The sequence below is a fragment of the Mycolicibacterium gilvum genome (genome assembly GCF_900454025.1).
Lineage (GTDB): Bacteria > Actinomycetota > Actinomycetes > Mycobacteriales > Mycobacteriaceae > Mycobacterium > Mycobacterium gilvum.
Window position 1 is genome coordinate 2,335,652 of the sequence record NZ_UGQM01000001.1, and the last position, 25,811, is coordinate 2,361,462.

A 25,811-nucleotide genomic window follows, 5' to 3' on the forward strand; every position below is an offset into this window, starting at 1 on the left:
CATGGACGTCCTGCGCACCCCTGACGAGCGCTTCACCGATCTGCCCGGCTTTCCGTTCGACCCGCACTACGTCGAGGTCGGCGGCCTGCGGATGCACTACCTCGACGAGGGGCCCGCCGACGGCGACGTGGTGCTGCTGCTGCACGGCGAGCCGTCGTGGAGCTATCTGTACCGCACGATGATCCCGGTCCTTGTCGACGCCGGTCTGCGGGCCGTCGCGATCGACCTGGTCGGCTTCGGCCGCAGCGACAAACCGGCCGATCGTGCCGACTACACCTACCAGGCGCACGTCGACTGGACGTGGGGTGCGGTCGCCGCGCTCGGGCTGGCCGACATCACGCTGGTGTGCCAGGACTGGGGCGGACTCATCGGTCTGCGCCTGGTCGGAGAGCACCCCGACCGGTTCGCCCGCGTGGTCGCGGCCAACACCACGCTGCCGACCGGAGACCAGCATCCCGGCGACGCGTTCCTGGCCTGGCAGCGGTTCAGTCAGGAGACTCCGGATTTTCCCGTCGGCCACATCGTCAACGGCGGGTGTGTGTCGACGTTGGCGCCGGACGTCATCGCGGCCTACGACGCGCCCTTCCCCGACGACTCGTTCAAAGCCGGCGCGCGGCAGTTCCCGACGCTCGTCCCGACCAGTCCCGACGACCCCGCGGCGCCTGCGAACCGGGCGGCCTGGGAGGTGCTGCGCCGCTTCGACAAGCCCTTCCTGTGCGCGTTCTCCGATTCCGACCCGATCACCCGCGGTGCGGATGCGGCACTGCGCACGCTGATCCCGGGTGCCCACGGTCAGCCCGAGGTGACCATCGCCGGGGGCGGGCACTTCCTGCAGGAGGACAGAGGCCCCGAGCTCGCCGGCGTCGTGGTGGATTTTGTGAGAAACACCTCCGTCTGACGCGCCGACATCGAACTGACGCCGACGTCAAGAGGCGGCAGACTGGCGGGATGCCTGCGTCGGATCGCCAATGGTGGCGGCAGACGGACCAGTTCGAGTGGTTCAGCAACTACCTGCGTGAGCGCGGCATGCAACAGCGGTGGCGGTGGGCGACGTTCACGTTCACCGTGGTGCTCGGGGCCCTGCCGCTGGTCATGCTGGCCAGCCCGCTCGGCCCCGACACCGACCTGACGAGGGGCGTCGCAATCGTCTCCGGGGCAGCCGGCGCCGGGGCGTCGCTGCTGTGGCTGTCCGGCTGGCCCAGCAGAACGCAGTCCCTGGTGTACAACGCGCTGTGCTCCGGCGGTATCGCGATGGGCTGCCTGGCGCTGTCCAACCCGTACTCGGGGTTGATGGGATGCACGCTGTTCGCGGTGATCGGCGGATTCCTCGCCTACTTCCACTCGGTCGGACAGGTCGCGGCCAATTTCGCGGTGGCCGCCATCTGCGCCACGATCACAGCGGCGCGGCTGGTGACCGAAACGGGGGACGTCGCGCTGACAGCCGCCGCCGCGATCAATGTGATCGCTCTCAACACGGGCGTGCCGTTCGGCATCCATTCGCTTGTGCACTCGCTGCACACCGATCTGCGCGCAGCAGATAGGGATCCGCTCACGGGCCTGTTGAACCGGCGGGCGTTCTACAGTGCGGTCAACCAGCTTCTGGCCGACACCCATGCGGTCGACGCCGCGTTCAACGTGACGGTGATCGACCTCGACAAATTCAAGAGCCTCAACGACACACGTGGGCACGCGGTCGGCGATGCCGCGCTGGTGTACGTCGCCGAGATCCTGCACCGGCACGCGGGGGCGAGCGCGGGGCGGCTGGGCGGGGAGGAGTTCGTCGTCGCCGACGTCGACCTGCCGGTTCTGCAACGCCGGACCGCGGACCTGATCCGCGAGGGCATCGCCGCCGGACCGTTCGGCATCACCGCGAGCCTGGGTATCTGCAGTGCGCGCATCGCCTGGGAGAACAGCGCAGCCGGCGGGATGAGCCCCGACTTTCTCGACAAGCTCATCGAGAGCGCCGACGCCGCGATGTACGTCTCGAAGCGAGCCGGTGGCGACCGCGTGGAACACCGCCGCCTGGACGGCGCCGACCTCGCCGACGCGTAGTCCGCCGCACGTTAGGCTCAGCCCGTGGCCGAGATCGCGCCGCTGCGGGTGCAGCTGATCGCCAAGACCGAGTTCTCGGCACCGCCGGACGTGGAGTGGAGCACCGACGCCGACGGGGGCGCCGCGCTGGTGGAATTCGCCGGTCGCGCGTGTTATCAGAGCTGGTCGAAGCCGAACCCGCGCACCGCGACCAATGCGACCTACGTCCGACACATCATCGACGTGGGCCACTTCTCGGTGCTCGAGCACGCGTCGGTGTCCTTCTACATCACCGGCCTGTCCCGGTCGTGCACCCACGAACTGATCCGCCACCGTCACTTCTCGTACTCGCAGCTGTCCCAGCGTTATGTGCCTGAAAATGACGCCGAGGTGGTGGCGCCGCCCGGCATCGAGGACGACCCCGAGCTGCTGGCGCTGTTCACCGCTGCGACGGACGCCAGCCGCGCGGCCTACACGGAGCTGCTGAATCGGCTGGAGGCCAAGCTCGCCGACCAGGGCACATCGACGTTGCGCCGCAAACAGGCCCGGCAGGCCGCGCGCGCCGTGCTGCCCAACGCGACCGAGACGCGCATCGTCGTCACCGGCAACTACCGGGCGTGGCGCCACTTCATCGCGATGCGCGCCAGCGAACACGCCGACGTCGAGATCCGCCGCCTGGCCATCGAGTGCCTGCGCAGGCTGGTGGCGGTCGCGCCCCAGGTGTTCTCCGACTTCGAGATCACCACGCTGGCCGACGGCACCGAGGTCGCGACCAGTCCGCTGGCAACGGAGGTGTAGCCCGAAAGCCATTCGTGGGGCGCAGGGGCGACGAGGTAATCTTGGTGCCCGTGAGTACCAGCGGATTCGACGCCCCAGCCCGGTTGGGCACCTTGTTGACCGCGATGGCGACTCCGTTCAAGCCCGACGGCTCGCTGGACATCGAGACGGCGGCCCGGCTGGCCACCCGCCTGGTCGACGCCGGCTGCGACGGTCTGGTCGTCTCCGGCACCACGGGCGAGTCACCGACCACGACCGACGACGAGAAGATCCTGCTGCTGCGCACGGTGTTGGAGGCGGTCGGTGACCGGGCGCGCATCGTCGCCGGCGCCGGCACCTACGACACCGCCCACAGCATCCACCTCGCCAAGGCCAGCGCCGCCGAAGGCGCGCACGGCCTGCTCGTCGTGACGCCGTACTACTCGCGGCCCCCGCAGGCGGGCCTCGTCGCACACTTCACCGCCGTGGCCGACGCGACCGACCTGCCGAACATCCTGTACGACATCCCGCCACGCTCGGTGGTGTCGATCGAATGGGACACCATCCGTCGCCTGGCGCAGCACCCCAACATCGTCGCGATCAAGGACGCCAAAGCCGACCTGCACGGCGGAGGCCAGATCATCGCCGAGACCGGGCTGGCCTACTACTCGGGCGACGACGCGCTGAACCTGCCGTGGCTGGCCATGGGAGCGGTCGGTTTCATCAGCGTGTGGGGCCATCTGGCAGCCAGTCAGCTGCGAGACATGTTGAGCGCCTTCGCTTCCGGGGACGTAGCGACGGCCCGCAAGATCAACGTCGCGCTCGGCCCGCTCAGTGCGGCGCAGTCGCGTCTGGGGGGAGTGACGCTGTCGAAAGCCGGGCTGCGTCTGCAGGGTTTCGAGGTGGGCGATCCGCGGCTGCCGCAGATCCCCGCGAACGACGTGCAGCTGCAGGCGCTCGCTGCGGACATGCGCGCTGCGTCGGTGCTGAGGTAGTGGTCGACCAGTGGATCTGACGCATACTCCACCGGGGCCGCTGGCTCCGGGAGGCCTCCGGGTGACCGCCCTCGGCGGCATCGGCGAAATCGGCCGCAACATGACGGTTTTCGAGCATCTCGGCCGGTTGCTCATCGTGGACTGCGGCGTGCTGTTCCCCACCCACGACGAGCCCGGGGTCGACCTGATCCTGCCCGACCTGCGCCATGTGCAGGACCGGCTGGACGACGTCGAGGCGATCGTCGTCACCCACGCCCACGAAGACCACATCGGTGCGATCCCGTTCGTGCTCAAGCAGCGCGCCGACATCCCGATCGTCGGTTCGAAGTTCACGCTCGCGCTCATCGCGGAGAAATGCCGCGAGCACCGCCTGAGCCCGAAGCTCGTCGAGGTCACCGAGGGGACGAAGAGCACCCACGGGGTCTTCGAATGCCAGTACTTCGCGGTCAACCACTCCGTCCCGGGGTGTCTGGCGATCGGCATCCACACCGGGGCGGGCACCGTGCTGCACACCGGCGACATCAAGCTCGATCAGCTGCCGCCCGACGGCAGGCCGACCGACCTGCCGGGGATGTCGCGGCTCGGCGACGCCGGCGTCGACCTGTTCCTGTGCGATTCCACGAACTCGGAGATCCCCGGGGTCGGACCGTCGGAGAGTGAGGTCGGTCCCGCGCTGCACCGGCTGATGCGCGGCGCCGACGGCCGGGTGATCGTCGCGTGCTTCGCGTCCAATGTCGATCGTGTGCAGTCGATCATCGACGCCGCCGTGGCGCTGGGCCGGCGGGTGTCGTTCGTGGGCCGGTCGATGGTCCGCAACATGGGCATCGCCCGCGAACTCGGCTACCTGAAGGTCGCCGACGAGGATGTGCTCGACATCGCCGCCGCCGAGATGATGCCCGCCGACCGGGTCGTGCTGATCACCACCGGCACCCAGGGCGAGCCGATGGCCGCCCTGTCGCGGATGTCGCGCGGCGAGCACCGCAGCATCACGCTGACCGCCGGCGATCTGATCATCCTGTCGTCGTCGCTGATCCCCGGCAACGAGGAGGCGGTCTACGGGGTGATCGACTCGCTGGCGAAGATCGGTGCCCGCGTCGTCACCAATGCGCAAGCGCGCGTTCATGTCTCGGGCCACGCGTATGCCGGGGAGCTGCTGTTCCTCTACAACGGGGTACGCCCTCGCAACGTCATGCCGGTCCACGGGACGTGGCGGATGCTGCGCGCCAACGCGGCGCTGGCAGCCAGAACCGGAGTTCCGGACGAGAACATCGTGATCGCGGAGAACGGCGTCAGTGTCGATCTGGTCGCGGGCCGCGTGAGCGTCGCCGGCTCGGTGCCGGTGGGCAAGATGTTCGTCGACGGACTCGTGACCGGGGACGTCGGGGACGCGACGCTGGGCGAGCGACTGATCCTGTCGTCGGGATTCGTCGCGGTCACCGTCGTGGTGCGCCGCGGCACCGGCAAGGCCGTCGCCCCGGCGCATCTGCACGCCCGTGGTTTCTCGGAGGATCCGAAAGCGCTCGAGCCCGCAGCGCGCAAGGTCGAGGCGGAGCTCGAACACCTGGCGTCGCAGAACGTCACCGAGCCGACGCGCATCGCGCAGGGGGTGCGGCGCGCGGTGGGCAAGTGGGTCGGCGAGACCTACCGCCGTCAGCCGATGATCGTTCCCACCGTCATCGAGATCTGACGCGCGGCTCCGAGGAACATCCGGCTCGCCGCGCTGTGGCGGAGGCGAGCACGCCGGCCGTCACGGTCACCCCTCGTCAACCGTGGCGCGGCGGCCGAATGAACGCTGATAGCGCCGTTGCTCTGTGAATAGTAGGCACGGTCGATTGACGAAGGCAACATATCCGGCAAACTCTTCCGGATTCACGAATAATATTGTGCGTTAATTACTCCGGTTGCATTTTCAGCGAATGTGGCATCGGGTGTCAGGTATTTGAATTTGCAGGTAAACGTTGTTTTATTCGATATGCAGCACACTGAATACCGGCACAGCGAATTACGGTACCCATGGTTTCATTTGTAAGAGGGCGCATATGTCGCGGGGTGCCCCGTGTGGTGGAAGTGATGATCGTGAAGTATTTGCTGTCGGGTGCGGCGACGGAGGGTCGACGACCTAATGCACGGCCTCGAGGCGATACCCCATGCCCCGAAGCGTGACGAAGCGCCGGGCGCCCAACTTCCGTCGCAGGTACCGGACGTAGACGTCGACGACGTTCGAGCCAGGTTCGTAGTCGTTGCCCCACACCTGGCGAAGCAGCTGATCGCGCGTCAGCACCTGACCAGGGTGCCGGAGGAACATCTCGGCCAGCGCGAACTCGCGCGCGGACAGATCGACCGAGTAGTCACCCACGTGCGCCCGGCGGGTCCGAAGGTCCAGCCGCAGATTCCCGTAGGACAGCGTGTGAGTCCTGGCCGCCCGCCCGGGGGACAGCCGCGTCCGCACGCGCGACACCAGATCCTCCAGGCGGAACGGTTTGGCGATCACGTCGTCGGCGCCGCCGAGGAGCGCGGCGGTGTCCGCGCCGGTGGTTCGCGTGGTCAACACGATCACCGGCAGCGCACTGCCCTCCGCCCGCAGCCGCCGCAACACGGAGAGGCCGTCCATACCGGGAAGTCCGGTGTCGAGCACCATCAGATCGAAGGCGCCGCTGTGCGCATACGCATAGGCCGACGGGCCGTCGGGCACCACAGTGACAGAGAAGCCGTTGGCGGACAGCCCTTTTCGGACAAGCGCCGAGATGCGAGGCTCGTCCTCGGCGATCAGGACGGCTGCCACGTCGGCTTCGGTTCGCGTGTTGGGAGGAGGCGCGCAGCGGTCACGACGAAGGAGTGCTCGTGCCCTTGCACCAGGTCGTGCATCACGCCCCCTACGTGTGCGACGGCGGCAACCCCACGGTGTCAGCAGCGGTGGTAGGCCCCGACGTCCGCGATCCTACGCCGACACACCGTTGTGCCTGGTCAGGACGCTCAACGTTCGGCGAACACCGTCCATTCGAGCGGCGAGGCGGCGAGGGGACGTCCGGTCGGGCGGATGTAGGTGTCGCGGTAGTAGCTCGGACCGGCCTGCTCGACGAGCCGCCAACCGTGGTCGGCCAGGAGTTCGCCGACGTGCTCGGGCACGAGGCCGGACTTCCACACCGCGCGCCGTTGCCGGAACCGGCGGTACACCGACCGCGCGCCGTAGAGGTCGGTGCCGTCGATGAAGTCCTGCCGGATGTAGCTGAAGATCAACTTGCTGCCCTCGGCAGCGCCGTCGAGCTGGGTCAGCGTCGCGCGCACCGCGTCGGGGAAAGGGGTGAGTGGCGCCCGGCTGAAGAAGGTGCGCGCCCGGGTGTCGTAGCCCTGCGCTCGGAGCGCCGGCATCGCCTGGCCGCGTTCGAGGTCGACACCGACCAGGCGCACCGACGACGGCACCTCGCCCAGCGTGCGACGCAGCACCGCCTGCTTGCGGTCGACGTTGATCTGCTGGTCGACCTCGAACACCGGCATCGTGCTGTGGCGCGCGATGCGGCAGGACCGGGTGTCCAGCCCCGCCCCGAGCACCACGACGGCGTCGGTGTCATTGAGCGGGTCCGAGAGCCGCTCGTCGATGTAGCGCTTGCGGCAGGCGATGCTCGCCCACAGGCCCGGGCCGGACCGGTCGGCGGCCGCGATGACGGCTCTCCGCACGGCAGCCACCCGGGTGCATCTGACCAGAAGGCGAAATCTGTTGGGCAGGAACGACTCCGCGAGGTCGTCGTCGACCAGTCGACGGTCGGGGGGTTCGTTGTGCTCGATGGCCGCGAGCACCATCGGCCCGAAGGCCGTCTCGGCCGCGGCATCGCGAGACGTCATCGTTTGTTGATGAACCCGGCGTCGACCGGCAGCGTGATTCCCGTGACGTAGCGGGCGGCGTCGGAGACCAGCCAGTACACCGCGTTCGCGATGTCCTCGGGCTCGAGCGTCTGCACCGGCAGCGCGTTGCCCATGTCCGGCCCGCCCTGGCTCTGCTGAGCCATACCGTCGAGCCAGGACCGGGTGAAGTCGTTGTCGATCATCGGGGTGTTGACCCCGGCCGGATGCACCGAGTTGACGCGAATGCTGTACTGGGCGAGGAAATTCGCGTACACCCGCATGATCCCGACGATGCCGTGCTTGGCCGCGGCATACCCCACCGAACCGCCCAGCGGCGCACCGATGCCGACAAGCCCGGCGACCGAACTGGTCAGCACGATCGCGCCGCCGTTGCCGAACTTCACCATCGGTTTCATCGCGACGTCGATGGTGTTGTAGACCCCGGTCAGGTTGACGTCGATGACGTCCTGCCACGCGTCGGCCGCGGCCATCGGCGCGATGCCCGCGTTCGCGATGACGATGTCGAGCCGATCGCCGAACTTCTCGGTGCCGTCGCGCACCGCGGCCTTGACCGCGTCGCGGTCGCGGACGTCGGCCTCATATGTCGCGATGCGCCCGCCGGCCTCCTCGACGAGCTTGACCGTGGCGGCCATGTCGTCGGGGGTCGCCAAGGGGTAGGGAACCGAGTCGATCTGCGCGCATAGGTCGAGCGCGATGATGTCGGCGCCCTCGGAGGCGAGTTTGACCGCGTGCGCGCGGCCCTGGCCCCGGGCGGCGCCGGTGATGAACGCGACCTTGCCGGTGAGCTCAGCCATCGCCGTCAGGCCCTCAGCTGTCCCTTGGCCGGATCTCCGGCGACCACCGGCTGCAGCACCTTGATGTCCGGCGCGCCGTCGAGGTGCTCACCGACCGCGCCGAACATCGTCGCGACCGCGGGCGCCGCGGAGTGCTTCTGCAGCGCGTCGGCGTCCTCCCACTGTTCGACGAAAACGAACGTGTTGTCGGCTTCGTGCAGCGAGTACAGCTGGCAGCCGGGCTCCTCGTGGACCGCTTCGATGGCCTGCTTGCAGGCGTTCCGGACCGTCTCGACGGATTCGGGCTTGGCGGTCAGGGTTGCGACCACGACGATCGGCATACGGACTCCTCAGTGAGCATGAACTGGACAGTTGTCCACCCTACTTCGGCGGCGTGGTGGCCGTCACAGGGTGTCGCCCGGGCTGGTCAGGGCGCTGTTGACGGGGTCAGGAGCGTCGAGACCAATCTGTGACTAGTGTTGCAGATGGTGTATCTGAGGCTGATGCGACTAGTCTTACCGGTATGGCGAGTAAGACCGCGGCACGCTCTTCCGCACGTCAGACCAGGTCGAAGCCCGCTCCGCGGGGCGGAGGCAGGTCGGCGCGCCCTGCCGCGCCCCGCCGCAAACCGGCTCCGCGCAAGCCTGCTCGACGCAACTCTTCGGCCATCTCGACGGCGGGCACCGCCGTCGGCAAAGGTGTGCGCGCCGGCTGGCTGATGGTGGCCAAGGGGGCGGGAAGCACCGCGCGCTCGGTGGGACGGGCCCGCGAACTCGAACCCGGCCACCGACGTGACGGCATCGCGTTGGCCCTGCTGGGACTGGCGGTCATCGTGGCGGCGAGTTCCTGGTTCGACGCGGCCCGGCCGGTCGGCGCGTGGATCGACACCACCGTGCGGGTGCTGATCGGCGCCGCGGTGGTGCTGGTGCCGGTACTGCTCGCCGTCGTCGGCGTCACGCTGATGCGTTCCGAGCCGGACCCCGAGGCCAGGCCGCGGCTGATCCTGGGTTCGGCGATGGTCGCGCTGCCCGCACTCGGACTGTGGCACCTCTGGGCAGGGGCGCCGGCGGACCCGGTGGAGCGCCGGCACGCCGGCGGATTCCTCGGTTTCGCGCTCGGCGGACCGCTGTCGGACGGGCTGACCGCGTGGATCGCGGCCCCGCTGCTGTTCATCGGCGTGCTGTTCGGGGTGCTGCTGCTGACCGGGACGACCATCCGCGAGGTCCCCGCGACCGTGCGCGACATGTTCACCACGCGTTGGCGCGATGACGACGATGAGTACTACCACGATTCCTACGACGGCGACGACTACTACGACGAGGACCACGACGGCGACCACGACGACAACCGCGCCGACGACTTCTCCGACGGGTACTACGACGAGCAGATCGGCGACCCCGACGACGAGGCTCAGTGGCCCGCCGCCGCGCAGCCCACGGTGCCGCTGACCCGTCCCGACGGCCCGACCGGCACGCCGATGGAGAACTACCCGCTGGTCGACGAGGACGACGACGTCGCCGCGCCCGTCGCCGCGCCGGCCGTCACGTCACGCAAGAAGACGCCCAAAGAGCCGAAGCTCTCGCTGGACCGGGTGGTCGAGGGACCCTACGTGCTGCCCCCGCTCGATCTGCTCGTGGCCGGGGAGCCGCCGAAGCGCCTCACCGCGGCGAACCAGCAGATGACCGACGCCATCAGCTCGGTGCTGCAGCAGTTCAAGGTCGACGCCGCCGTCACCGGCTGCACCCGGGGGCCGACCGTGACCCGCTACGAGGTCGAGCTCGGGCCGGGTGTCAAGGTCGAGAAGATCACCGCGCTGCAGCGCAACATCGCCTACGCCGTGGCCACCGAGAGCGTGCGCATGCTGGCGCCGATCCCGGGCAAGTCGGCGGTGGGTATCGAGGTGCCCAACATCGATCGCGAGATGGTGCGCCTGGCCGATGTGCTGACCGCGCCGTCGACCCGCCGCGACCACCATCCGCTGGTGATCGGTCTGGGCAAGGACATCGAGGGTGATTTCATCTCGGCGAACCTCGCGAAGATGCCCCACCTGCTGGTGGCCGGCTCGACGGGCTCGGGCAAGTCCAGCTTCGTCAACTCCATGCTGGTGTCGCTGCTGGCCCGGGCCACCCCCGACGAGGTCAGGATGATCCTGATCGACCCGAAGATGGTGGAACTCACCCCGTACGAGGGCATCCCGCACCTGATCACGCCGATCATCACCGAACCGAAGAAGGCCGCCGCGGCGCTGGCCTGGCTCGTCGAGGAGATGGAGCAGCGCTACCAGGACATGCAGGCCTCGCGGGTGCGCCACATCGACGTGTTCAACGACAAGGTGCGGTCCGGTGAGATCACGGCGCCGCTGGGCAGCAACCGGATCTACAAGCCGTACCCGTACATCCTGGCGATCGTCGACGAGCTCGCCGACCTGATGATGACCGCGCCGCGTGACGTCGAAGAGGCGATCGTGCGGATCACGCAGAAGGCACGCGCGGCGGGCATCCATCTGGTCCTGGCCACGCAGAGACCGTCGGTCGACGTCGTCACGGGTCTGATCAAGACCAACGTGCCGTCGCGGCTGGCATTCGCGACGTCGTCGCTGACCGACAGCCGCGTCATCCTCGACCAGCCCGGCGCCGAGAAGCTGATCGGCATGGGCGACGGCCTGTTCCTGCCGATGGGCGCCAACAAACCCATCCGGCTGCAGGGCGCGTTCATCACCGACGAGGAGATCCACGCGGTCGTCACGGCGACCAAGGACCAGGCCGAGCCGGAGTTCGTCGAGGGCGTCACCGCGGTCAAGGCCGGGGAACGCAAGGACGTCGACCCCGACATCGGCGACGACATGGACGTGCTGCTGCAGGCCGTGGAGCTGGTGGTGTCGTCGCAGTTCGGTTCGACGTCGATGCTGCAGCGCAAGCTGCGCGTCGGGTTCGCCAAGGCGGGCCGGCTGATGGACCTGATGGAGACTCGCGGCATCGTGGGCCCGTCGGAGGGATCGAAGGCGCGTGAGGTGCTGGTCAAGCCCGACGAGCTCGCCGGGACGCTGGCCCTGATCCGCGGCGGCAGTGACGCCGACGGCGCCGACGGCGAGGACGACGAAACGGATTTCTAGGTCTTGGCGACCACGTACATCGCCTGACCCGGGATCCGCAGGATCGGGATCCGTCGCGGCACGCCGAACCCAGCCTGACGCAGCCATTCGTGCAGCTGCGCCGGCGGGTGCACCTGGGAACCGGAGCTGAGATAGACGAACAGTCCCAGCACGTTGGCCTGCGCCGACGTGGCGTGGCCGGGCTCGGCGAACGCGTCCATCACGGCCAGCGTCCCGCCCGGCGCCAGCGCGTGGTGGATCCTGCCGAACAGCGCGACGGTCTCCTCGGCGCTCAGGTGGTGCAGCAGGTTGAAACACAACACGGCGTCATAGCCGCCACCCAGCGCGGCGGTCGTCACGTCGCCGTCGCGGTGGGTCACCCGGTCGGCCATCCCGGCGTCGGCGATCACCCGGCGCCCGACGGCTGCGCTGCCGGGCAGGTCCAGCACCGTCGCGGCGAGCGTCGGGTACCGACGGCACAGCTGGGCGGAGTACCAGCCGTGACCGCCGCCGAGATCCAACAGCGACCGCGGCTTGCCGGGCAGCCGCAACTTGCGGGCCACCTCGCCGGCGCTGAGCCGGGCGAGCTCCAGCTGGCCGCCGATGTAGCGCTGCCAGTACGGGTCGCCGGGTGGTGCGTCGTGATGTGCGGCGGGCCGGCCTGTGCGGGTCACCTCGTCGAGGTTCGCCCACCAACTCCAGTAGTCGGCGGTGCCCGCGACATACTGCGCGACCGACAGCTTCGACGCGGGGTCGAGCCAGCGCCGTGACGAGCGGGTGAGCCGGTAGCGCCCTGAGCGGCACCTGACGTGGCCGCCCGAGCGCAGGCAATCGAGGATCAGCCGGGTCGGCACCGGGTCCAGACCCAGGTCGGCCGCGAGTTCGGCGGCGGTGCCGGGGCGCCGGGCCAGCCGGGCGGTCAGCCCGGTGCGGACCGCGGTGATCATGACCGCCGACAACGCCATACCGCCCCACGCCTCGGCGGCCGCGGTCGGGACGACACCCGCGCGCAGCGCGAGCCGTTCGGCGGCGTTGGCGCCGCGCAGAGAAAGCCTCATGTTTCGCGGACCTTCCGTTCCGGATTTAACTACCATGTCAATAGACCTGCCCGCGGCGATTACCGTTTCGCGGTGCGGTCGTCACGAGGGGAGACCCCACGATCACGGTCTGTGCGCGAACGACGCCCGTCGTGCTGGTTCGCGCCCGTGCGCTGATCAGCGCCGGTCACCCCGGGCCGTCGGTGGCCATCACCGCCCTGGTCGCGCTGCTCGCCGCGCTGTCGGGTTCCCGGGGCGGCGATTTCGCCCTGGCCGTCACCGCGATGCTCGCTGGTCAACTCTCGATCGGATGGTCCAACGACGCCGCCGATGCGCGGCGCGACGCCGCGGCGGGACGGCGCGACAAACCTGTCGTCACCGGCGCGGTGTCCGTGCGTGCGGTGTGGGTCGCCGCCGTCGCTGCCCTAGTGACCGCCCTGTCCCTGGGCCTGGCGCTCGGCGTGCCCACCGCACTCCTGCTCGCGGTGGTCGTCGGCGCCGGATGGGTCTACAACCTCGGCGCGAAGGCGACGACGGCGTCGGGCCTGATGTACATCCTCGGGTTCGGGCCGTTGCCGGCGTACGCGGCGAGCGCGCTGCCCGGTCAGCCGCTCCCGCAGTGGTATGCGACCGCGGCGGCGGCGCTGGTCGGTCTCGGGGGGCACTTCGCGAACGTGCTGCCCGACCTGGCGGCCGACCGGGCCACCGGTGTCGCGGGGTTGCCTCAGCGGGTCGGGGCGCGTTGGGGTCCCGGTGCGGTGCGCGCGTCGGCGCTGATCCTGCTGTTGTCGGCGTCGGTTCTACTGCTCTTCGCGTCCGGAGGCCATCCGGTCGCGTGGGTCGGGCTCGGTGTCGCGGCGCTGCTCGCCGTGATCGCCGCCCTCGGAACCGGCAGGGTGCCGTTCGCCGCGGCGTTCGGGATCGCCGCCGTCGACGTCGTGCTGCTCGTGGTGGTCGGCTATGCCCAGGCCTGACGGCAACCCGATCCTGTCGGTCCGCTCGGTGTTCCCGGCGCACCGGTATCCGCAGGCCGAGCTCAGCGACGCCGTAGCCGAGCTGAGCGGGCTGTCCGCCGACCAGCGTGCGCAACTCGGCCGTCTGCACGCGCACGCAGGGGTCGAACACCGCCACACCGCGCTGCCGCTGAGCGGGTACGCCGCGCTGCGCACCGTCGAGGCGTCCAACGACCGCTATGTCGACGAGGCCGTCGACCTCGGTGAGCGGGCACTGCGCAGGGCGCTCTCGGCGGCGGACGTCGACCCGGCCGATCTCGACGCGCTGTTCGTCACCTCGGTGACGGGGGTGACGGTGCCGTCGCTGGACGCCCGCCTCATTCCCCGGCTGGGCCTTCGACCCGACATCAGACGGGTGCCGATCTTCGGGCTCGGCTGCGTCGCCGGGGCGGCAGGGCTGGCCAGGCTGCACGACTATCTGCTCGCCTGGCCGCAGCACCACGCCGCGCTGCTCGCGGTCGAGATCTGCTCGCTGAGCTGGCCGACGACGCGGATCACCACCGCCGATCTGGTGGTCACCGGACTGTTCGGCGACGGTGCGGCAGCGGTCGTGGCCGGCGGCGGTGGCACTCGGGACGCGCCACGGGTCCTTGCCACGCGCAGCGAGGTCTACCCCGACAGCACCGACGCGCTGGGCTGGCGCCTGGGCGACGACGGATTCCGGATCGTGCTCACCGCCGAACTCGCCGACGTCGTCGAGAGGTACCTCGCCGGCACCGTCACCGCGTTCCTGGCCGAGCACGACCTCACCGTCGAGGAGATCAGCGCATGGGTGTGCCACCCGGGAGGTCCGAAGGTGCTCGACGCGGTGCAGAACAGCCTGAAACTGCCCGACAGTGCGCTCGCGCTGAGCCGGCGCTCGCTGGCCGAGGTCGGCAACGTGTCGTCGGTGTCGGTGCTGCACATCCTGGAGGAGACGCTCGGGCAGGTCGCCGGCGAGAGGCCGCCGCCCGGGTCGACGGGGCTGATGATCGGCCTCGGTCCGGGGATCAGCGCCGAACTGGTCCTGCTGCGGTGGTGACCGGCCCGCTCACAGCAGCAACAGCATCCTGGTGTTGCCCAGGATGTTGGGCTTGACGTAGGACAGGTCGAGGAACTCCGCGACGCCGGTGTCGTAGGAGCGGCACATCTCCTCGTACACCTCCGCCGTGACCGGCGTGCCCTCGATCTCCTGGAATCCGTGCCGGGCGAAGAAGTCGACCTCGAAGGTCAGCACGAAGATCCGCTGCAGCCGCAGGTCGGCCGCCACGGTGAGCAGCCGCTCGACGATCGCGTGTCCCACACCGCGACCGCGCACCTTCGGATCCACCGCGACCGTGCGGACCTCGCCGAGGTCCGACCACAACACGTGCAGTGCGCCGCAGCCGACCACCTCGCCGTCGACCTCGGCCACCCAGAACTCCTGGACCGACTCGTAGAGCGTGACGAGGTTCTTCTCCAGCAGGATGCGGCCCGCATAGATGTCGACCAGGGCCTTGATGTGCGGAACGTCGGATGTCCGCGCACGGCGCACCACAGGCCGGTCGTCGGAGGCGTCCCCAGGTGCGCTCATGCTCCGAAGGGTATCGGCATGTGCAACCAGTATTCTGTGGCGGTGCCGGGACAACCACATACCGATCCTGTGGTCCCACGCGCCCGCGTAGCGAACATCGCGAACGTGCTCACAGGCATCCGGATGGCGCTGGTACCGGTGTTCCTGGTGGCGTTGTTCGTCGGAGACGGTCACGAAACCTTCTGGCGGCTAACCGCATTCACGATCTTTCTGGTCGCGGTGATCACCGACCGCCTCGACGGCGCCCTGGCGCGCAGTTACGGCATGGTCACCGAGTTCGGAACGCTGGCCGACCCGATCGCCGACAAGATGCTCATCGGGTCCGCGCTCGTCGGGCTGTCGATCCTCGGCGACCTGCCGTGGTGGGTCACCGTCGTGATCCTGGTGCGTGAGGTCGCGGTGACGGTGCTGCGGCTGGTGGTGCTGCGCCGTGGTGTCATCCCGGCCAGCCGGGGCGGCAAACTCAAAACGTTGGTGCAGGCGGTGGCGATCGGCCTGTTCGTGATGCCGCTGTCAGGGGCGTGGCTGACCGGCGCGTGGGTGATCATGGCGGCCGCGGTGGTGCTGACCGTGTTGACCGGCGTCGACTACTTCGTGTCGGCCGTCCGGGACTGGCGGCGCCAGTCGCCGGGTCGGTGAGCGTTTTCGGGAACCATCTCGGCGACTTCCGGCGTTGATCTAGTCAGTCGAGGCAAGGGAGGACGCGCGATGACGGCATTGGTGCGTGAGGTGATCGGCGACGTGCTGCGTCGCGCCCGGATCGAGCAGGGCCGGACCCTGCGGGAAGTCTCCGATTCGGCGCGGGTCAGCCTGGGCTATCTGTCCGAGGTCGAGCGGGGTCGCAAAGAGGCCTCCAGCGAACTGCTCAGCGCGATCTGCACCGCTCTGGACGTCCCGTTGTCGCGGGTGCTCTCCGAAGCCGGCCAGGAGCTGGCGGTCGAGGAGTCCCGCGCCCCTGCCCCGAAGATCGACGTCACCACGAAGGTCGTCATCCCGCAGTTCGTCTCCATGGCGGTGGCCTGAGTGGTTCCCCGTGCAGGGGTGTGGCGATCTGCGCGGAACCGATAAGTTGGGGTCAGGTGCTGCGGCGACGCGGCCACGGATCTCGGTAACGACGACACAGACGTAAGGCGGGAACGAACTCATGGCCAATCCGTTCACCAAGGCGTGGAAGTACCTGATGGCGCTGTTCAGCTCCAAGGTCGACGAGTATGCCGACCCGAAGGTGCAGATCCAGCAGGCCATCGAGGAGGCGCAGCGCCAGCATCAGGCACTGACGCAGCAGGCGGCCCAGGTGATCGGCAACCAGCGTCAGCTGGAGATGCGGCTCAACCGCCAGCTCGCCGACATCGAGAAGCTGCAGGTCAACGTCCGCCAGGCACTGACGCTGGCCGACCAGGCCGTGGCCGCCGGCGATACGAACAAGGCGACCGAGTACAACAACGCCGCCGAGGCGTTCGCCGCGCAGCTGGTGACCGCCGAGCAGAGCGTCGAGGACCTCAAGGGTCTGCACGACCAGGCGTTGCAGGCCGCGGGTCAGGCCAAGAAGGCCGTCGAACAGAATGCGATGATGCTGCAGCAGAAGGTCGCCGAGCGCACCAAGCTGCTGTCCCAGCTGGAGCAGGCCAAGATGCAGGAGCAGGTCAGCTCGTCGCTGCGGTCGATGAGCGAGCTCGCCGCGCCCGGGAACACGCCGAGCCTCGACGAGGTGCGCGACAAGATCGAACGTCGCTACGCCAACGCGATCGGCTCGGCCGAATTGGCGCAGAACTCCGTGCAGGGCCGGATGCTCGAAGTGCAGCAGGCCAGCGTCCAGATGGCCGGGCACTCGCGTCTGGAGCAGATCCGGGCCTCGATGCGCGGTGAGCAGCTGCCCGCCGGGGGCAACGCCGCGGCCGCGCCGAACCCGACCCCGGCGGCCCCGGCCGCCAACCCGGCGCCGGAAAACCCGTTGTCGCAGTAACTTCCATGGAGAGTGTGTGGTGAGTACCCGGACCGGACGCCCTGACGCCTGGCGCTCGATGGCCCAGCGCGGGATCGACACCGCCGCCGAATGGTCGGGTCTGGTGGCCGATCGGCTCAGTGCGGCCGCCGATCCGCGGGCCAAGCTGCTGCGCAAGCGGCGGCGCGCACTGCGCCTCGGGGTGTTCCTGACGGTGTCGGCGGTGTTCTGGGTCGCGATGACCGCGCTGGTGGCCGTGTGGGACACCCCGGTGTGGGCGTTGTTCATCCCGTCGCCGATCGCGGTCGGTGCGGCGTTCCTGGCCACGCTGGCGTTCCTGCGGTACCGGTGGCTGCGCGGGGAACCGCTTCCGCCGCAACGCATCACGCGTCACCTTCCGCCATGGGGCTCGGCCGCGCGGCAACCGATGGCGGCGCTGACGACCTCCGAGCGCGGGCTGTTCTCACTGCTGGGCATCATGGAGCGCGGACAGTTGCTGCCCGCCGGTGAACTGCTCGAATTGCGGGTCGCCGCGGAGCAGACCGCGGCCACCATGGTCGCCACGTCCGCGGAGGTGGTCTCGATGGAGAAGGCGGTCAAGTCCTCTCCGCAGTCGCGGGCCTATCTGACACCGACCATCGCGGCGTTCACCGCCCAACTCGACCAAGGCGCCCGGCAGTACAACGAGATGGTCGGTGCCGCCGCCCAACTGGTGTCGGCGGCGAACTCCGGCACGTTGTCGAGCTCGCCGATGTCGGCGCGGCGTTATCGCGACGAACTCGGCATGGCCACCGATCGCCTGAAGGGCTGGGCCCAGGCGTTCGACGAACTGGGTCGGCTGCGCGGGGCCTGAGCCCGCCGCCTAGAACTTCGGGCGCAGCGACGGCACCAGGATTCCGGGCAGTGCCCGCAGTGGAGCCTTCACCAGGAAGTCGAAGAGGTCGAAGTAGTCGCGCCACAGTGTGATCTGGCCGGCATCGTTGATGTCGAACCGGCCGCACACCCAGAACTGAAGGCGCAGCGGACCGAGGATGATCGCGTCGGTGCGCTCGGTCAGGACGGTGTCGCCCTCATCGGCGGCGATGCGGTGGAACTTCACCGCGAAACCGAACTTCCCTTCGGCTCGCCGGAGCGTCTTCAGGATGGTCGATCGGCCCCGAAGTGACGGCAGCCCGACGTTCTGCCAGACCAGCCCTGGGGCGGCGAGTTCCTCGAAGGTGTCGAAGTCGTTGACCTCGAGGGCGAACAGGAACCTCTGGACGATGTCGGCTTTGTCGGTCATCGCGGTGAGGGCGGTGGGATCTGCCTGATCGGTCATAGGGCCCGAGCCTAACCGCGGGGGCTGTGGCAGGGTAGCCCGCATGCGCGTCGCCGTGGTCGCAGGCCCCGATCCCGGGCACGCGTTTCCCGCACTCGAGTTGTGCCGGCGGTTCCGCGCCGCCGGCGATGCTCCGACGCTGCTCACCGGCACGAGATGGCTGGACGTGGCCCGCGGCGAAGGTGTCGACGCGGTCGAGCTGGACGGGCTGGACCCGACCGCGTTCGACGACGACACCGATGCCGGCGAGAAAATCCACCGGAGGGCTGCGCGGATGGCGGTGCTCAACCGCGCCCGCATCGGTGAGCTGTCGCCGGACCTGGTGGTGTCGGACTCGATCACGGTGTGCGGCGGGCTGGCAGCCGACCTGCTCGGGGTGCCGTGGGTCGAGCTGAACACCCACCCGCTGTACCGCCCGTCCAGAGGACTGCCACCGGTGGGCAGCGGCCTGGCGCCCGGTGTCGGACTGCGCGGTCGGGCACGCGATGCCGTGCTGCGCGCGCTGACCGCGCGGTCGTGGCGGGCCGGACTGCGCCAGCGCGCCGCAGCGCGCGTCGAGATCGGTCTGCCCGGCGAAGATCCCGGTCCCGTGCGTCGGCTCATCGCGACCCTGCCCGCCCTGGAGGTGCCGCGGCCCGACTGGCCCGCGGAGGCCGTCGTGGTGGGCCCGCTGCACTTCGAGCCGACGACCGAGCTGCTGGCTGTGCCGGCCGGGGACGGCCCGCTGGTGGTGGTGGCTCCGTCCACCGCGACCACCGGGGCGGGCGGAATGGCCGAGCTCGCGCTGAACACCCTGGTGCCCGGCGACACCCTCCCGCCCGGGGCCCGGGTGGCGGTGTCGCAACTGGACGGGCCGGACTCGGCCGTGCCGCCGTGGGCGGTCGTCGGACTGGGGCGGCAGGACGAACTGCTGGCGCGGGCGGATCTGCTGATCTGCGGTGGCGGTCACGGCACGGTGGCGAAATCCTTGCTGGCGGGTGTCCCGATGGTCGTGGTCCCCGGTGGGGGAGATCAGTGGGAGATCGCCAATCGCCTTGTGCGACAAGGGAGTGCGCAGCTGGTCCGGCCGTTGTCCGCCGAATCGCTCGCCGCGGCGGTCCGCGAGGTGCTCGGTTCACCGTCCTACCGGGAGGCTGCGGTCCGCGCCGGCGCAGGTGTCGCCGACGTCGCGGATCCGGTACGGGTGTGCCATGACGCCCTCGGCGCCCCGCGTAAATTGGGCCCGTGCGGCTGACGGAATTCCAGGAACTCGTCGAGCGACAGTTCGGTGCGGCCCGGGCGTCGTCGATGCTCGTCGACCATGTGCTCACCAGCATCGGTGGCCGCACCCCGGCGCAGGCCATCGAAGACGGTGTCGACCCCCGGGAAGTGTGGCGCGCCCTGTGCGCGGACTTCGACGTGCCCCGTGATCAGTGGTGATCCTCGCCTGACCGCACGTCCGCGCCGACGGCGGTCATTCAGCAGATCCGCGGAAGTTGTTCGCCGATCGGCAGATCGACCACCCGGTTGCCGCCGAGCGCGGTCTTGGCCACCACCATGCCCGGATGGTCGGGCACGCACGTGCCGATGACCGCCGACCGCGCACCGAGCGGATGGGCGTGCATCGCGGCGAGCACCTCATCGGCGTCGGCCGCGGGTACGAACGCGACCAGTTTGCCCTCGTTGGCGACGTAGAGCGGGTCGAGTCCCAGCATGCTGCACGCATCGCGCACCTCCTGCGGAATGGGCAGCGCGGTGTCGGCGATCGAGACACCCACCCCGGCGGCGCGGGCGATCTCGTTGAGAGTCGCCGCCAAACCGCCGCGCGTCGGGTCGCGCAACGTATGGATGTCGGCGCCGGTCTCGACCATCGCCGCCACCAGACCGTGCAGCGGGGCGGTGTCGCTGGCGACCGAGGTGGCGAACTCCAGGCCTTCGCGGCAGCTCAGTACCGCGATCCCGTGCACCCCGAGGTCGCCGCTGACGATCACGACGTCGCCGGGCGCTGCACGCTGCGGACGGATGTCGACGCGCGGGTCGACGAGCCCGATGCCGGTGGTGTTGATGTAGACGCCGTCGCCGTGGCCCGAGTCGACGACCTTGGTATCCCCGGTGACCAGCTTGACGCCCGCGGCGAGCGCGGCGGTGCCGACAGCCTGTGCGACACGGGCCAAATGGTCGAGCGCGGTGCCCTCCTCCAGGATGAACGCGGTGGACAGCACCGCGGGGACCGCGCCTGCCATCGCGAGGTCGTTCACGGTGCCGTTGACCGCCAGGTCGCCGATCGTGCCGCCCGGGAAGACCATCGGTTTGACGACGAACGAGTCGGTGGAGAACGCGAGCCGGGCGCCGCCGATCTCGACGACCGCCGAATCCGCCAGGCCGGCCTCGGCGGCGGATCCGAATGCGGGAAGGAACAGGTGCTCGACGAGTTCACCCGACATCGCGCCGCCGCCGCCGTGGCCCGTCACGATGGCCGGCGCGTCGCGCAGGGGCAGCGGGCACACCCACGACTCCATATCGATGCTCGCCTCCGGCTCGGTCTCGATGCTCGCCTCCGGCTCGGTCTCGATGCTCGCCTCCGGCTCGGTGTCAGGCATGGGTGACCTCCAGCCGCCGGTAGAGGTAGTACGCCGCACAGGCGCCCTCGGAGGAGACCATGGTGGCGCCCAGCGGGTTCCGGGGTGTGCAGCTGGTCCCGAAGGCCGTGCACTCGTGCGGTTTGATCAGTCCCTGCAGAACCTCGCCGGAGCGGCAGATCGCCGATTCCTCGGTGTGGAGGTCGGTGACGGCGAAGCGGTGCTCCGCGTCGAAATGCCGGTAGGCGGGCGACAACCGCCAGCCACTGCTCGCGATCATGCCGATGCCGCGCCAGGACCGGTCGGTCACGTCGAACACGTCGAGCAGCATCGCCTTCGCCGCCGGGTTGCCGGTGTCCTGGACCGCGCGCGGATAGGCGTTCTCCAGCTCGTGCCGGCCGGCCTCCAGTTGAATCACGGTGCGCCGGATGCCTTCCAGGATGTCGAGCGGTTCGAAACCCGTGACGACGATCGGTGTTCCGTACTTGTCGCACAGCGGCGGGTATTCGTCGGTGCCCATCACCGTGCACACGTGGCCTGCCGCGAGGAACGCCTGGACGCGGCAGGTCGGGGACTCCATGATCGCCGCGATCGCCGGCGGCACCAGCACATGGGAGACCAGCAGCGAGAAGTTCTCGATGCCGAGCTTCTTCGCCTGGTACACCGTCATCGCGTTCGCCGGGGCGGTGGTCTCGAACCCGATGCCGAAGAACACGACCTGTCTGTCCGGGTTGTCCCGGGCGATCGTCAGCGCGTCCAGGGGTGAGTAGACGACGCGCACGTCCGCGCCCTCACTCTTGACCCGGAAGAGGTCCTTCTCGCTGCCGGGCACGCGCAGCATGTCGCCGAACGAGCAGAAGATCACCTCCGGGCGCGACGCGATATCGAGGGCCTTGTCGATGATCTCCAGCGGCGTGACGCAGACCGGGCAGCCGGGTCCGTGGATCATCTCGACGGTATCGGGCAGCAGCTGGTCGATGCCGTGCCGGATGATCGAATGTGTCTGTCCGCCACACACTTCCATGATCGACCAGCGGCGGGTGGCGACCGCTTCGATCTGCTCGATGAGGCGATGCGCCAGTTCGGGATTGCTGAACTCGTCCAGATACTTCACGGGATGCTCTCCGATCGTGCGCCGGTGTCGGGGTTCGCGAGTCGGGCCTGCCGCGCGGCCGAGGCGAAGCCGTCGGCGAACTCCTCGTCGAGGACGCCGAGATGCGCGAATTCCGCCAGCGTGCGTCGTGCCGATTCCTCGTCGAGTCGCTGTATCGCGAACCCGACGTGGACCACCACGTACTGGCCCACCTGGGCGTCGGGCAGGTATTGCAGGCACACGTTTTTCCTGCTTCCGCCGAAGTCGACGACCGACATGGTGGTGCCGTCGCGCTCCTGGATGCTGAGGATCCTTCCCGGTACCGCCAGACACATCGGCGTTGCTCCTTCTAGACGGCGTTGCCGATCATGAGTTGACCCAGTGCGATGCCGCCGTCGTTGGGCGGTACGTGCCGGTGGGTGAGGACATCGAAGCCGTTGGCGCGCAAAATGTCCTGCGCAAGTTGCAGCAGCAGGCGGTTCTGGAATACCCCGCCTGAGAGCGCCACCCGGTAGCCGGGGCTCATCGACGCGAGGTCGGCGATCAGGGCCGCGACCGCACGGTGGAACCGGGCGCCGATCACACCGGGCGCAATGCCGCGGCCCGCGTCGGCGACGACGGCAGCCAGCACGGGGGCCGGGTCGAGGTCCACCGGCGAGCTCCCGGTGCCGATGCCGAACCGGTACCGGGTGTCGCCGCAGTTCTCGTGGCGGGACAGGCCTTCCAGCTCGATCGCCGCCTGCGCCTCGTAGCCGACGACCTGGCGCACCCCGGCCAGGGCCGACACGGCATCGAAAAGGCGCCCCATGCTCGACGTCGGCACGCACCCGAGCCCCGTCTCGAGTTGGTGACGCAGCACCGACAGCTCCTCGGCGGGGCACGATCGCACCGGCGCGAGGTCGCGATCCCACGGCAGCCCGGCGGCCCACAGATGGGCCAGCGCCATCCGGTAGGGGCGCTTCACACTGACGTCGCCGCCGGCCAGCGGGACATAGCGCAGCCTGGCCAACCGCTGGTAGCCCTTGTAGTCGGCCAGCAGCACCTCACCACCCCACACTGCGCCGTCAGGGCCGTAACCCGTTCCGTCAAAAGCGAATCCGAGCACCGGCTCATCGCCGTCGAGCCCGTGCTCGGCCATCACGGCGGCGATGTGCGCGTGGTGGTGCGCGACGGTGCGGACCGGCCGGCCCGCCGCGTTGCGGTGTGCCCACGCCGTCGAACGGTACGCCGGGTGCGCGTCGGCGACCAGCAGTTCCGGATCTACGCGGGTGAGCTGCTCGAGGTGGCGTCGGGTGCTGTCGAAGGCCGACAGGGTGGCGGCATCGTCCATGTCCCCGATATGCTGGCTGACCCAGGCGTACCTGCCGTCGGCGACGGCCATCGTGTTCTTGATGTCCGCGCCGACCGCGAGTGTCGGGGCCAGCGCCACCGGCAGCGCCACCGGCAGGGGCGCGTAGCCGCGCGAGCGCCGGATCGCCATGTCGGCGCGCATCACCGAGTCGTCGCAGGGCACCAGGATGGCCCTGTCGTGGTAGAGCCAGCCGTCGGCCAACGGCCGGAGCCGTTGCCATGCGTCGTCGTCGGTGAAACAGATCGGTTCTCCGGCCACATTTCCCGACGTCATCACGAGTGTCTGCGGCGCAGGTTCGTCGCCGCCGAACCCGAACAGCAGGGTGTGCAGCGGCGCGTATGCCAGCACGACACCGAGGTCGGGGTTGTGCGGAGCGACAGCGTCGGCCACCGCCGCCCCGGCACGCCGCGGCATCAGGACGATGGGACGCGCCGGTCCGGTCAGCAGCGCCGCCGTGGCCGGGTCGACCTCCGCGACGCGCCGGGCCGCGTCGAGGTCGGGCACCATCACCGCGAACGGCTTGTCACCGCGCCGCTTTCTGGCGCGCAGCGTCGTGACGGCGCGCGGTCCGGTGGCATCGCAGGCCAGGTGGTATCCGCCGATTCCCTTGACGGCGACGATCTTTCCGGCGCGCAGCATTCGGCGCGCTGCCCGCAGACCGCTTTCCCCGGCGAGTTCCCGCCCCGCCCGGTCGCGGTAACGCAGAGTGGGGCCGCAGCCGGGGCAGCAGATCGGTTGGGCATGGAAGCGCCGATCGGCGGGGTCGTGGTATTCACGCGCGCAGTCGGCGCACATCTCGAAATCCGCCATGGTCGTCGACGCCCGGTCGTACGGTAGCGAGGCGATGAGCGTGAACCGCGGACCGCAGTTTGTGCAGTTGACGAACGCGTGCCGGTACCGCCGGTTGCGCGGATCCCGCTGCTCGGCAGCGCATTCGGCGCACATCGCGACGTCCGGCGAGGCGAGGGTGCGTCCGCCGTCGGTGCGGGACGTGTCGACGATCGTGAAACCGGTGCCGCCGGTGACCGCGATGTAACGGACGTCGATGGAGTCGATGACGGCCAGCGGCGGAGGGTGGTGGCGCAGCACGTCGAGGAATCGCTCGAGTGCGTCGTTGCCACCTTCGACCTCGATGATCGCCCCGGAGCTGTCGTTGCGCACCCAACCGGAGAGTCCGAGCAGCGTCGCCTGGGTGTAGACGAATGGCCGGAAGCCGACGCCCTGCACCACACCACGCACACCGGCGTGGACGCGCCGACGGGCGGTCACGGTGTCACCCCGACCCTCATCACCTGCGGCGAATCTCTTGGTGCGGCCGGACTTCCGGGGCGGGCCTCCCCCCGGCGATCGGGACTCGCGCATCGTAGATCGATCGCTGTGAGATCCAGTCGTACCACTCCTCGACTCCGTCCCCGGTCTTCGCCGACAGTGTCAGAATGCCCACTCCGGGGTTGACCGACCTCGCCGCCGACGCGCACGCGTCGATGTCGAAGTCGACATACGGCAGCAGGTCGGACTTGTTGATGAGCACCAGGTCCGCCGCGGCGAACATGTGCGGATACTTCAGCGGCTTGTCGGCGCCCTCGGTCGCCGAGATCACCACGACCTTGCTGGTTTCGCCGAGATCGAACAGAGCCGGGCAGACGAGATTGCCGACATTCTCGATGAACAGGACGCTGGCGCGGCGCGGAGCGAGCGTGTCGAGGGCACGGCGGATCATCTCGGCGTCGAGGTGGCAGCCCGCTCCGGTGTTGACCTGCACCACCCGTGCGCCGGTCGCCTGGATGCGCTCGGCGTCCAGCAGCGTCTCCTGGTCGCCTTCGATGACCGCGACGGATCGGGTGGGGTGAAGATCGCGGATTGTCCGCTCCAACAGCGTGGTCTTACCGGAACCCGGTGAGCTGGTCATGTTGAACGCGACGATGTCGCGCTCGGTCAGCCACCGGCGATTGCGCGCGGCGATTCCGTCGTTCTTCGCGAGCACCTTCTGCTCGAGGGTGACGGTTTCGGTGGGGTGCGGGTGGTGGTGCTGATGGTGGTCATCGGGCTGGTCGTGAGGGTGGTTGTGGTGGTGATCGTGGCCCTGCACCGGCACCGTGATAGTCGTCCCGTTCTCGCCGCACCCGCAGGTCGCGCACATCGTCAACTCACCTCCATCGACAGAATCCGCAGATCGCGGCCCGCCAGGACTTCGACATCGGCACTCCCGCAGGGGCACAACAGGATCGGATCGTGCAGCTCGAAACAGAATCTCATCGAGTCGGGCACCAGCGCGCACAGTTCGCCGATCTCCAGCAGGACGCGGTGCACCCGTCGTCCATCGGCGTGCGCGCACGCGGCGTCCACCACGCTCTGGGTGATCGCCATCTCGTGCATGCCAGTCCGTCCTGTGCCGGATCGCTTCCACGATAGGACCGCGCAGGACGTGGCGTCCAGGAAA

At 69.3% G+C, this 25,811-nt stretch carries 27 protein-coding genes; 14 read left to right on the forward strand and 13 right to left on the reverse strand.

The features are described 5' to 3' along the window. The first annotated feature begins 1 nt into the window (after window position 1). The 5 genes from DYE23_RS11050 to DYE23_RS11070 are packed head-to-tail and all read left to right on the forward strand — an operon-like array spanning window position 2 to window position 5,469. A complete protein-coding gene (locus tag DYE23_RS11050; RefSeq protein WP_013472032.1) occupies window positions 2–898 on the forward strand; it encodes a haloalkane dehalogenase in 897 nt (298 codons plus the stop codon). Window positions 899–948: 50 nt separating this feature from the next. Further along, on the forward strand, window positions 949–2,052 hold the full coding sequence (locus tag DYE23_RS11055; RefSeq protein ID WP_115327211.1) for a GGDEF domain-containing protein: 1,104 nt from the start codon (window positions 949–951) through the stop codon (window positions 2,050–2,052). Window positions 2,053–2,076: 24 nt separating this feature from the next. Then, a complete protein-coding gene (thyX, locus tag DYE23_RS11060; RefSeq protein WP_099961306.1) occupies window positions 2,077–2,829 on the forward strand; it encodes an FAD-dependent thymidylate synthase in 753 nt (250 codons plus the stop codon). A 44-nt stretch (window positions 2,830–2,873) separates the two neighbouring features. After that, window positions 2,874–3,782 (forward strand): 4-hydroxy-tetrahydrodipicolinate synthase, encoded by a 909-nt coding sequence (dapA, locus tag DYE23_RS11065; protein ID WP_172527748.1) that lies wholly within the window; start codon window positions 2,874–2,876, stop codon window positions 3,780–3,782. A 10-nt stretch (window positions 3,783–3,792) separates the two neighbouring features. Continuing rightward, complete coding sequence (locus DYE23_RS11070) at window positions 3,793–5,469, forward strand: ribonuclease J (RefSeq protein WP_011894850.1); 1,677 nt, start codon at window positions 3,793–3,795, stop codon at window positions 5,467–5,469. 432 nt (window positions 5,470–5,901) lie between these two features. Here the strand turns inward: DYE23_RS11070 and DYE23_RS11075 are convergent, their stop codons facing one another. The 4 genes from DYE23_RS11075 to DYE23_RS11090 all read right to left on the reverse strand — a co-directional run bounded on the left by DYE23_RS11075 (window position 5,902) and on the right by DYE23_RS11090 (window position 8,757). After that, window positions 5,902–6,564, reverse strand: a complete 663-nt coding sequence (locus tag DYE23_RS11075) for a response regulator transcription factor (protein ID WP_011894849.1) — start codon at window positions 6,562–6,564, stop codon at window positions 5,902–5,904. A 191-nt stretch (window positions 6,565–6,755) separates the two neighbouring features. Beyond that, window positions 6,756–7,622 carry an SAM-dependent methyltransferase gene (locus DYE23_RS11080; protein WP_115327213.1) on the reverse strand — a complete coding sequence of 289 codons (867 nt, stop codon included), beginning with the start codon at window positions 7,620–7,622 and terminating at the stop codon, window positions 6,756–6,758. Continuing rightward, window positions 7,619–8,437 (reverse strand): mycofactocin-coupled SDR family oxidoreductase, encoded by an 819-nt coding sequence (locus tag DYE23_RS11085; RefSeq protein WP_115327214.1) that lies wholly within the window; start codon window positions 8,435–8,437, stop codon window positions 7,619–7,621. Before DYE23_RS11085 ends, DYE23_RS11080 begins: the two co-directional genes overlap by 4 nt. 5 nt (window positions 8,438–8,442) lie before the next feature. Continuing rightward, complete coding sequence (locus tag DYE23_RS11090; RefSeq protein ID WP_011894846.1) at window positions 8,443–8,757, reverse strand: putative quinol monooxygenase; 315 nt, start codon at window positions 8,755–8,757, stop codon at window positions 8,443–8,445. Between the two features lie 182 nt (window positions 8,758–8,939). Between DYE23_RS11090 and DYE23_RS11095 the strand changes: the two genes are divergently transcribed. Next, window positions 8,940–11,528, forward strand: a complete 2,589-nt coding sequence (locus DYE23_RS11095; protein WP_172527749.1) for a DNA translocase FtsK — start codon at window positions 8,940–8,942, stop codon at window positions 11,526–11,528. On the opposite strand, the gene DYE23_RS11100 is transcribed toward DYE23_RS11095, so the two are convergent. Further along, window positions 11,525–12,565, reverse strand: a complete 1,041-nt coding sequence (locus tag DYE23_RS11100) for an SAM-dependent methyltransferase (RefSeq protein WP_172527750.1) — start codon at window positions 12,563–12,565, stop codon at window positions 11,525–11,527. The two genes, DYE23_RS11095 and DYE23_RS11100, sit on opposite strands and share 4 nt — an antisense overlap. 131 nt (window positions 12,566–12,696) lie before the next feature. Here DYE23_RS11100 and DYE23_RS11105 point away from each other — a divergent pair, with 131 nt between their 5' ends. Continuing rightward, window positions 12,697–13,518 carry a UbiA family prenyltransferase gene (locus DYE23_RS11105; RefSeq protein WP_011894843.1) on the forward strand — a complete coding sequence of 274 codons (822 nt, stop codon included), beginning with the start codon at window positions 12,697–12,699 and terminating at the stop codon, window positions 13,516–13,518. Further along, window positions 13,505–14,578, forward strand: a complete 1,074-nt coding sequence (locus tag DYE23_RS11110) for a type III polyketide synthase (RefSeq protein WP_013472025.1) — start codon at window positions 13,505–13,507, stop codon at window positions 14,576–14,578. Before DYE23_RS11105 ends, DYE23_RS11110 begins: the two co-directional genes overlap by 14 nt. A 9-nt stretch (window positions 14,579–14,587) precedes the next feature. Here the strand turns inward: DYE23_RS11110 and DYE23_RS11115 are convergent, their stop codons facing one another. Beyond that, window positions 14,588–15,109 (reverse strand): amino-acid N-acetyltransferase, encoded by a 522-nt coding sequence (locus DYE23_RS11115; protein ID WP_013472024.1) that lies wholly within the window; start codon window positions 15,107–15,109, stop codon window positions 14,588–14,590. A gap of 42 nt (window positions 15,110–15,151) precedes the next feature. On the opposite strand from DYE23_RS11115, the gene pgsA reads away from it, so the two are divergent. From pgsA to pspM, 4 genes are all read left to right on the forward strand, one after another. Next, on the forward strand, window positions 15,152–15,748 hold the full coding sequence (pgsA, locus tag DYE23_RS11120) for a CDP-diacylglycerol--glycerol-3-phosphate 3-phosphatidyltransferase (RefSeq protein WP_041788647.1): 597 nt from the start codon (window positions 15,152–15,154) through the stop codon (window positions 15,746–15,748). A 69-nt stretch (window positions 15,749–15,817) separates the two neighbouring features. Beyond that, window positions 15,818–16,132 (forward strand): transcriptional regulator ClgR, encoded by a 315-nt coding sequence (gene clgR / locus DYE23_RS11125; protein WP_115327216.1) that lies wholly within the window; start codon window positions 15,818–15,820, stop codon window positions 16,130–16,132. Between the two features lie 121 nt (window positions 16,133–16,253). Next, window positions 16,254–17,072, forward strand: coding sequence for a phage shock protein PspA (pspA, locus tag DYE23_RS11130; protein WP_011894838.1), 819 nt, complete (start codon window positions 16,254–16,256; stop codon window positions 17,070–17,072). A 19-nt stretch (window positions 17,073–17,091) separates the two neighbouring features. Further along, window positions 17,092–17,904, forward strand: a complete 813-nt coding sequence (pspM, locus tag DYE23_RS11135; protein ID WP_172527751.1) for a phage shock envelope stress response protein PspM — start codon at window positions 17,092–17,094, stop codon at window positions 17,902–17,904. A 9-nt stretch (window positions 17,905–17,913) separates the two neighbouring features. On the opposite strand, the gene DYE23_RS11140 is transcribed toward pspM, so the two are convergent. Continuing rightward, window positions 17,914–18,369, reverse strand: coding sequence for a limonene-1,2-epoxide hydrolase family protein (locus DYE23_RS11140; RefSeq protein ID WP_011894836.1), 456 nt, complete (start codon window positions 18,367–18,369; stop codon window positions 17,914–17,916). A 43-nt stretch (window positions 18,370–18,412) separates the two neighbouring features. On the opposite strand from DYE23_RS11140, the gene DYE23_RS11145 reads away from it, so the two are divergent. Together DYE23_RS11145 and DYE23_RS11150 are read left to right on the forward strand one after the other, a co-directional pair. Then, the gene (locus DYE23_RS11145) at window positions 18,413–19,603 is read left to right on the forward strand and encodes a glycosyltransferase (protein WP_115327217.1); all 1,191 of its coding nucleotides are present in this window, start codon (window positions 18,413–18,415) and stop codon (window positions 19,601–19,603) included. Beyond that, entirely contained in the window at window positions 19,594–19,788 is a 195-nt protein-coding gene (locus DYE23_RS11150) for a DUF3046 domain-containing protein (protein WP_013472021.1), read from the forward strand. Before DYE23_RS11145 ends, DYE23_RS11150 begins: the two co-directional genes overlap by 10 nt. Before the next feature lie 38 nt (window positions 19,789–19,826). On the opposite strand, the gene hypE is transcribed toward DYE23_RS11150, so the two are convergent. The 6 genes from hypE to DYE23_RS11180 are packed head-to-tail and all read right to left on the reverse strand — an operon-like array spanning window position 19,827 to window position 25,747. Further along, the gene (hypE, locus tag DYE23_RS11155) at window positions 19,827–20,948 is read right to left on the reverse strand and encodes a hydrogenase expression/formation protein HypE (RefSeq protein WP_115327218.1); all 1,122 of its coding nucleotides are present in this window, start codon (window positions 20,946–20,948) and stop codon (window positions 19,827–19,829) included. Next, window positions 20,941–22,041 carry a hydrogenase formation protein HypD gene (gene hypD, locus DYE23_RS11160; protein ID WP_115327219.1) on the reverse strand — a complete coding sequence of 367 codons (1,101 nt, stop codon included), beginning with the start codon at window positions 22,039–22,041 and terminating at the stop codon, window positions 20,941–20,943. The genes hypE and hypD overlap by 8 nt, the downstream gene beginning before the upstream one ends. Beyond that, window positions 22,038–22,355 carry a HypC/HybG/HupF family hydrogenase formation chaperone gene (locus DYE23_RS11165; protein WP_115327220.1) on the reverse strand — a complete coding sequence of 106 codons (318 nt, stop codon included), beginning with the start codon at window positions 22,353–22,355 and terminating at the stop codon, window positions 22,038–22,040. Before DYE23_RS11165 ends, hypD begins: the two co-directional genes overlap by 4 nt. Before the next feature lie 14 nt (window positions 22,356–22,369). Next, window positions 22,370–24,640 carry a carbamoyltransferase HypF gene (gene hypF / locus DYE23_RS11170; protein WP_115328936.1) on the reverse strand — a complete coding sequence of 757 codons (2,271 nt, stop codon included), beginning with the start codon at window positions 24,638–24,640 and terminating at the stop codon, window positions 22,370–22,372. Between the two features lie 19 nt (window positions 24,641–24,659). Further along, a complete protein-coding gene (gene hypB, locus DYE23_RS11175) occupies window positions 24,660–25,511 on the reverse strand; it encodes a hydrogenase nickel incorporation protein HypB (RefSeq protein ID WP_115327221.1) in 852 nt (283 codons plus the stop codon). Between the two features lie 2 nt (window positions 25,512–25,513). After that, complete coding sequence (locus DYE23_RS11180) at window positions 25,514–25,747, reverse strand: hydrogenase maturation nickel metallochaperone HypA/HybF (RefSeq protein WP_115327222.1); 234 nt, start codon at window positions 25,745–25,747, stop codon at window positions 25,514–25,516. Window positions 25,748–25,811: the final 64 nt, after the last annotated feature.

Bases quoted from the DNA above. Each gene is read 5' to 3' on its own strand.
- DYE23_RS11050 (WP_013472032.1), top strand. From the start codon at position 2: ATGGACGTCCTGCGCACCCCTGACGAGCGCTTCACCGATCTGCCCGGC.
- DYE23_RS11115 (WP_013472024.1), bottom strand. From the start codon at position 15,109: ATGAGCGCACCTGGGGACGCCTCCGACGACCGGCCTGTGGTGCGCCGT.
- hypE (WP_115327218.1), bottom strand. From the start codon at position 20,948: ATGCCTGACACCGAGCCGGAGGCGAGCATCGAGACCGAGCCGGAGGCG.
- DYE23_RS11110 (WP_013472025.1), top strand. From the start codon at position 13,505: ATGCCCAGGCCTGACGGCAACCCGATCCTGTCGGTCCGCTCGGTGTTC.
- DYE23_RS11140 (WP_011894836.1), bottom strand. From the start codon at position 18,369: ATGACCGATCAGGCAGATCCCACCGCCCTCACCGCGATGACCGACAAA.
- DYE23_RS11055 (WP_115327211.1), top strand. From the start codon at position 949: ATGCCTGCGTCGGATCGCCAATGGTGGCGGCAGACGGACCAGTTCGAG.
- hypB (WP_115327221.1), bottom strand. From the start codon at position 25,511: ATGTGCGCGACCTGCGGGTGCGGCGAGAACGGGACGACTATCACGGTG.
- DYE23_RS11080 (WP_115327213.1), bottom strand. From the start codon at position 7,622: ATGACGTCTCGCGATGCCGCGGCCGAGACGGCCTTCGGGCCGATGGTG.
- DYE23_RS11165 (WP_115327220.1), bottom strand. From the start codon at position 22,355: ATGTGTCTGGCGGTACCGGGAAGGATCCTCAGCATCCAGGAGCGCGAC.
- DYE23_RS11095 (WP_172527749.1), top strand. From the start codon at position 8,940: ATGGCGAGTAAGACCGCGGCACGCTCTTCCGCACGTCAGACCAGGTCG.
- DYE23_RS11100 (WP_172527750.1), bottom strand. From the start codon at position 12,565: ATGAGGCTTTCTCTGCGCGGCGCCAACGCCGCCGAACGGCTCGCGCTG.
- pspA (WP_011894838.1), top strand. From the start codon at position 16,254: ATGGCCAATCCGTTCACCAAGGCGTGGAAGTACCTGATGGCGCTGTTC.
- clgR (WP_115327216.1), top strand. From the start codon at position 15,818: ATGACGGCATTGGTGCGTGAGGTGATCGGCGACGTGCTGCGTCGCGCC.
- DYE23_RS11145 (WP_115327217.1), top strand. From the start codon at position 18,413: ATGCGCGTCGCCGTGGTCGCAGGCCCCGATCCCGGGCACGCGTTTCCC.
- DYE23_RS11090 (WP_011894846.1), bottom strand. From the start codon at position 8,757: ATGCCGATCGTCGTGGTCGCAACCCTGACCGCCAAGCCCGAATCCGTC.
- DYE23_RS11085 (WP_115327214.1), bottom strand. From the start codon at position 8,437: ATGGCTGAGCTCACCGGCAAGGTCGCGTTCATCACCGGCGCCGCCCGG.
- DYE23_RS11180 (WP_115327222.1), bottom strand. From the start codon at position 25,747: ATGCACGAGATGGCGATCACCCAGAGCGTGGTGGACGCCGCGTGCGCG.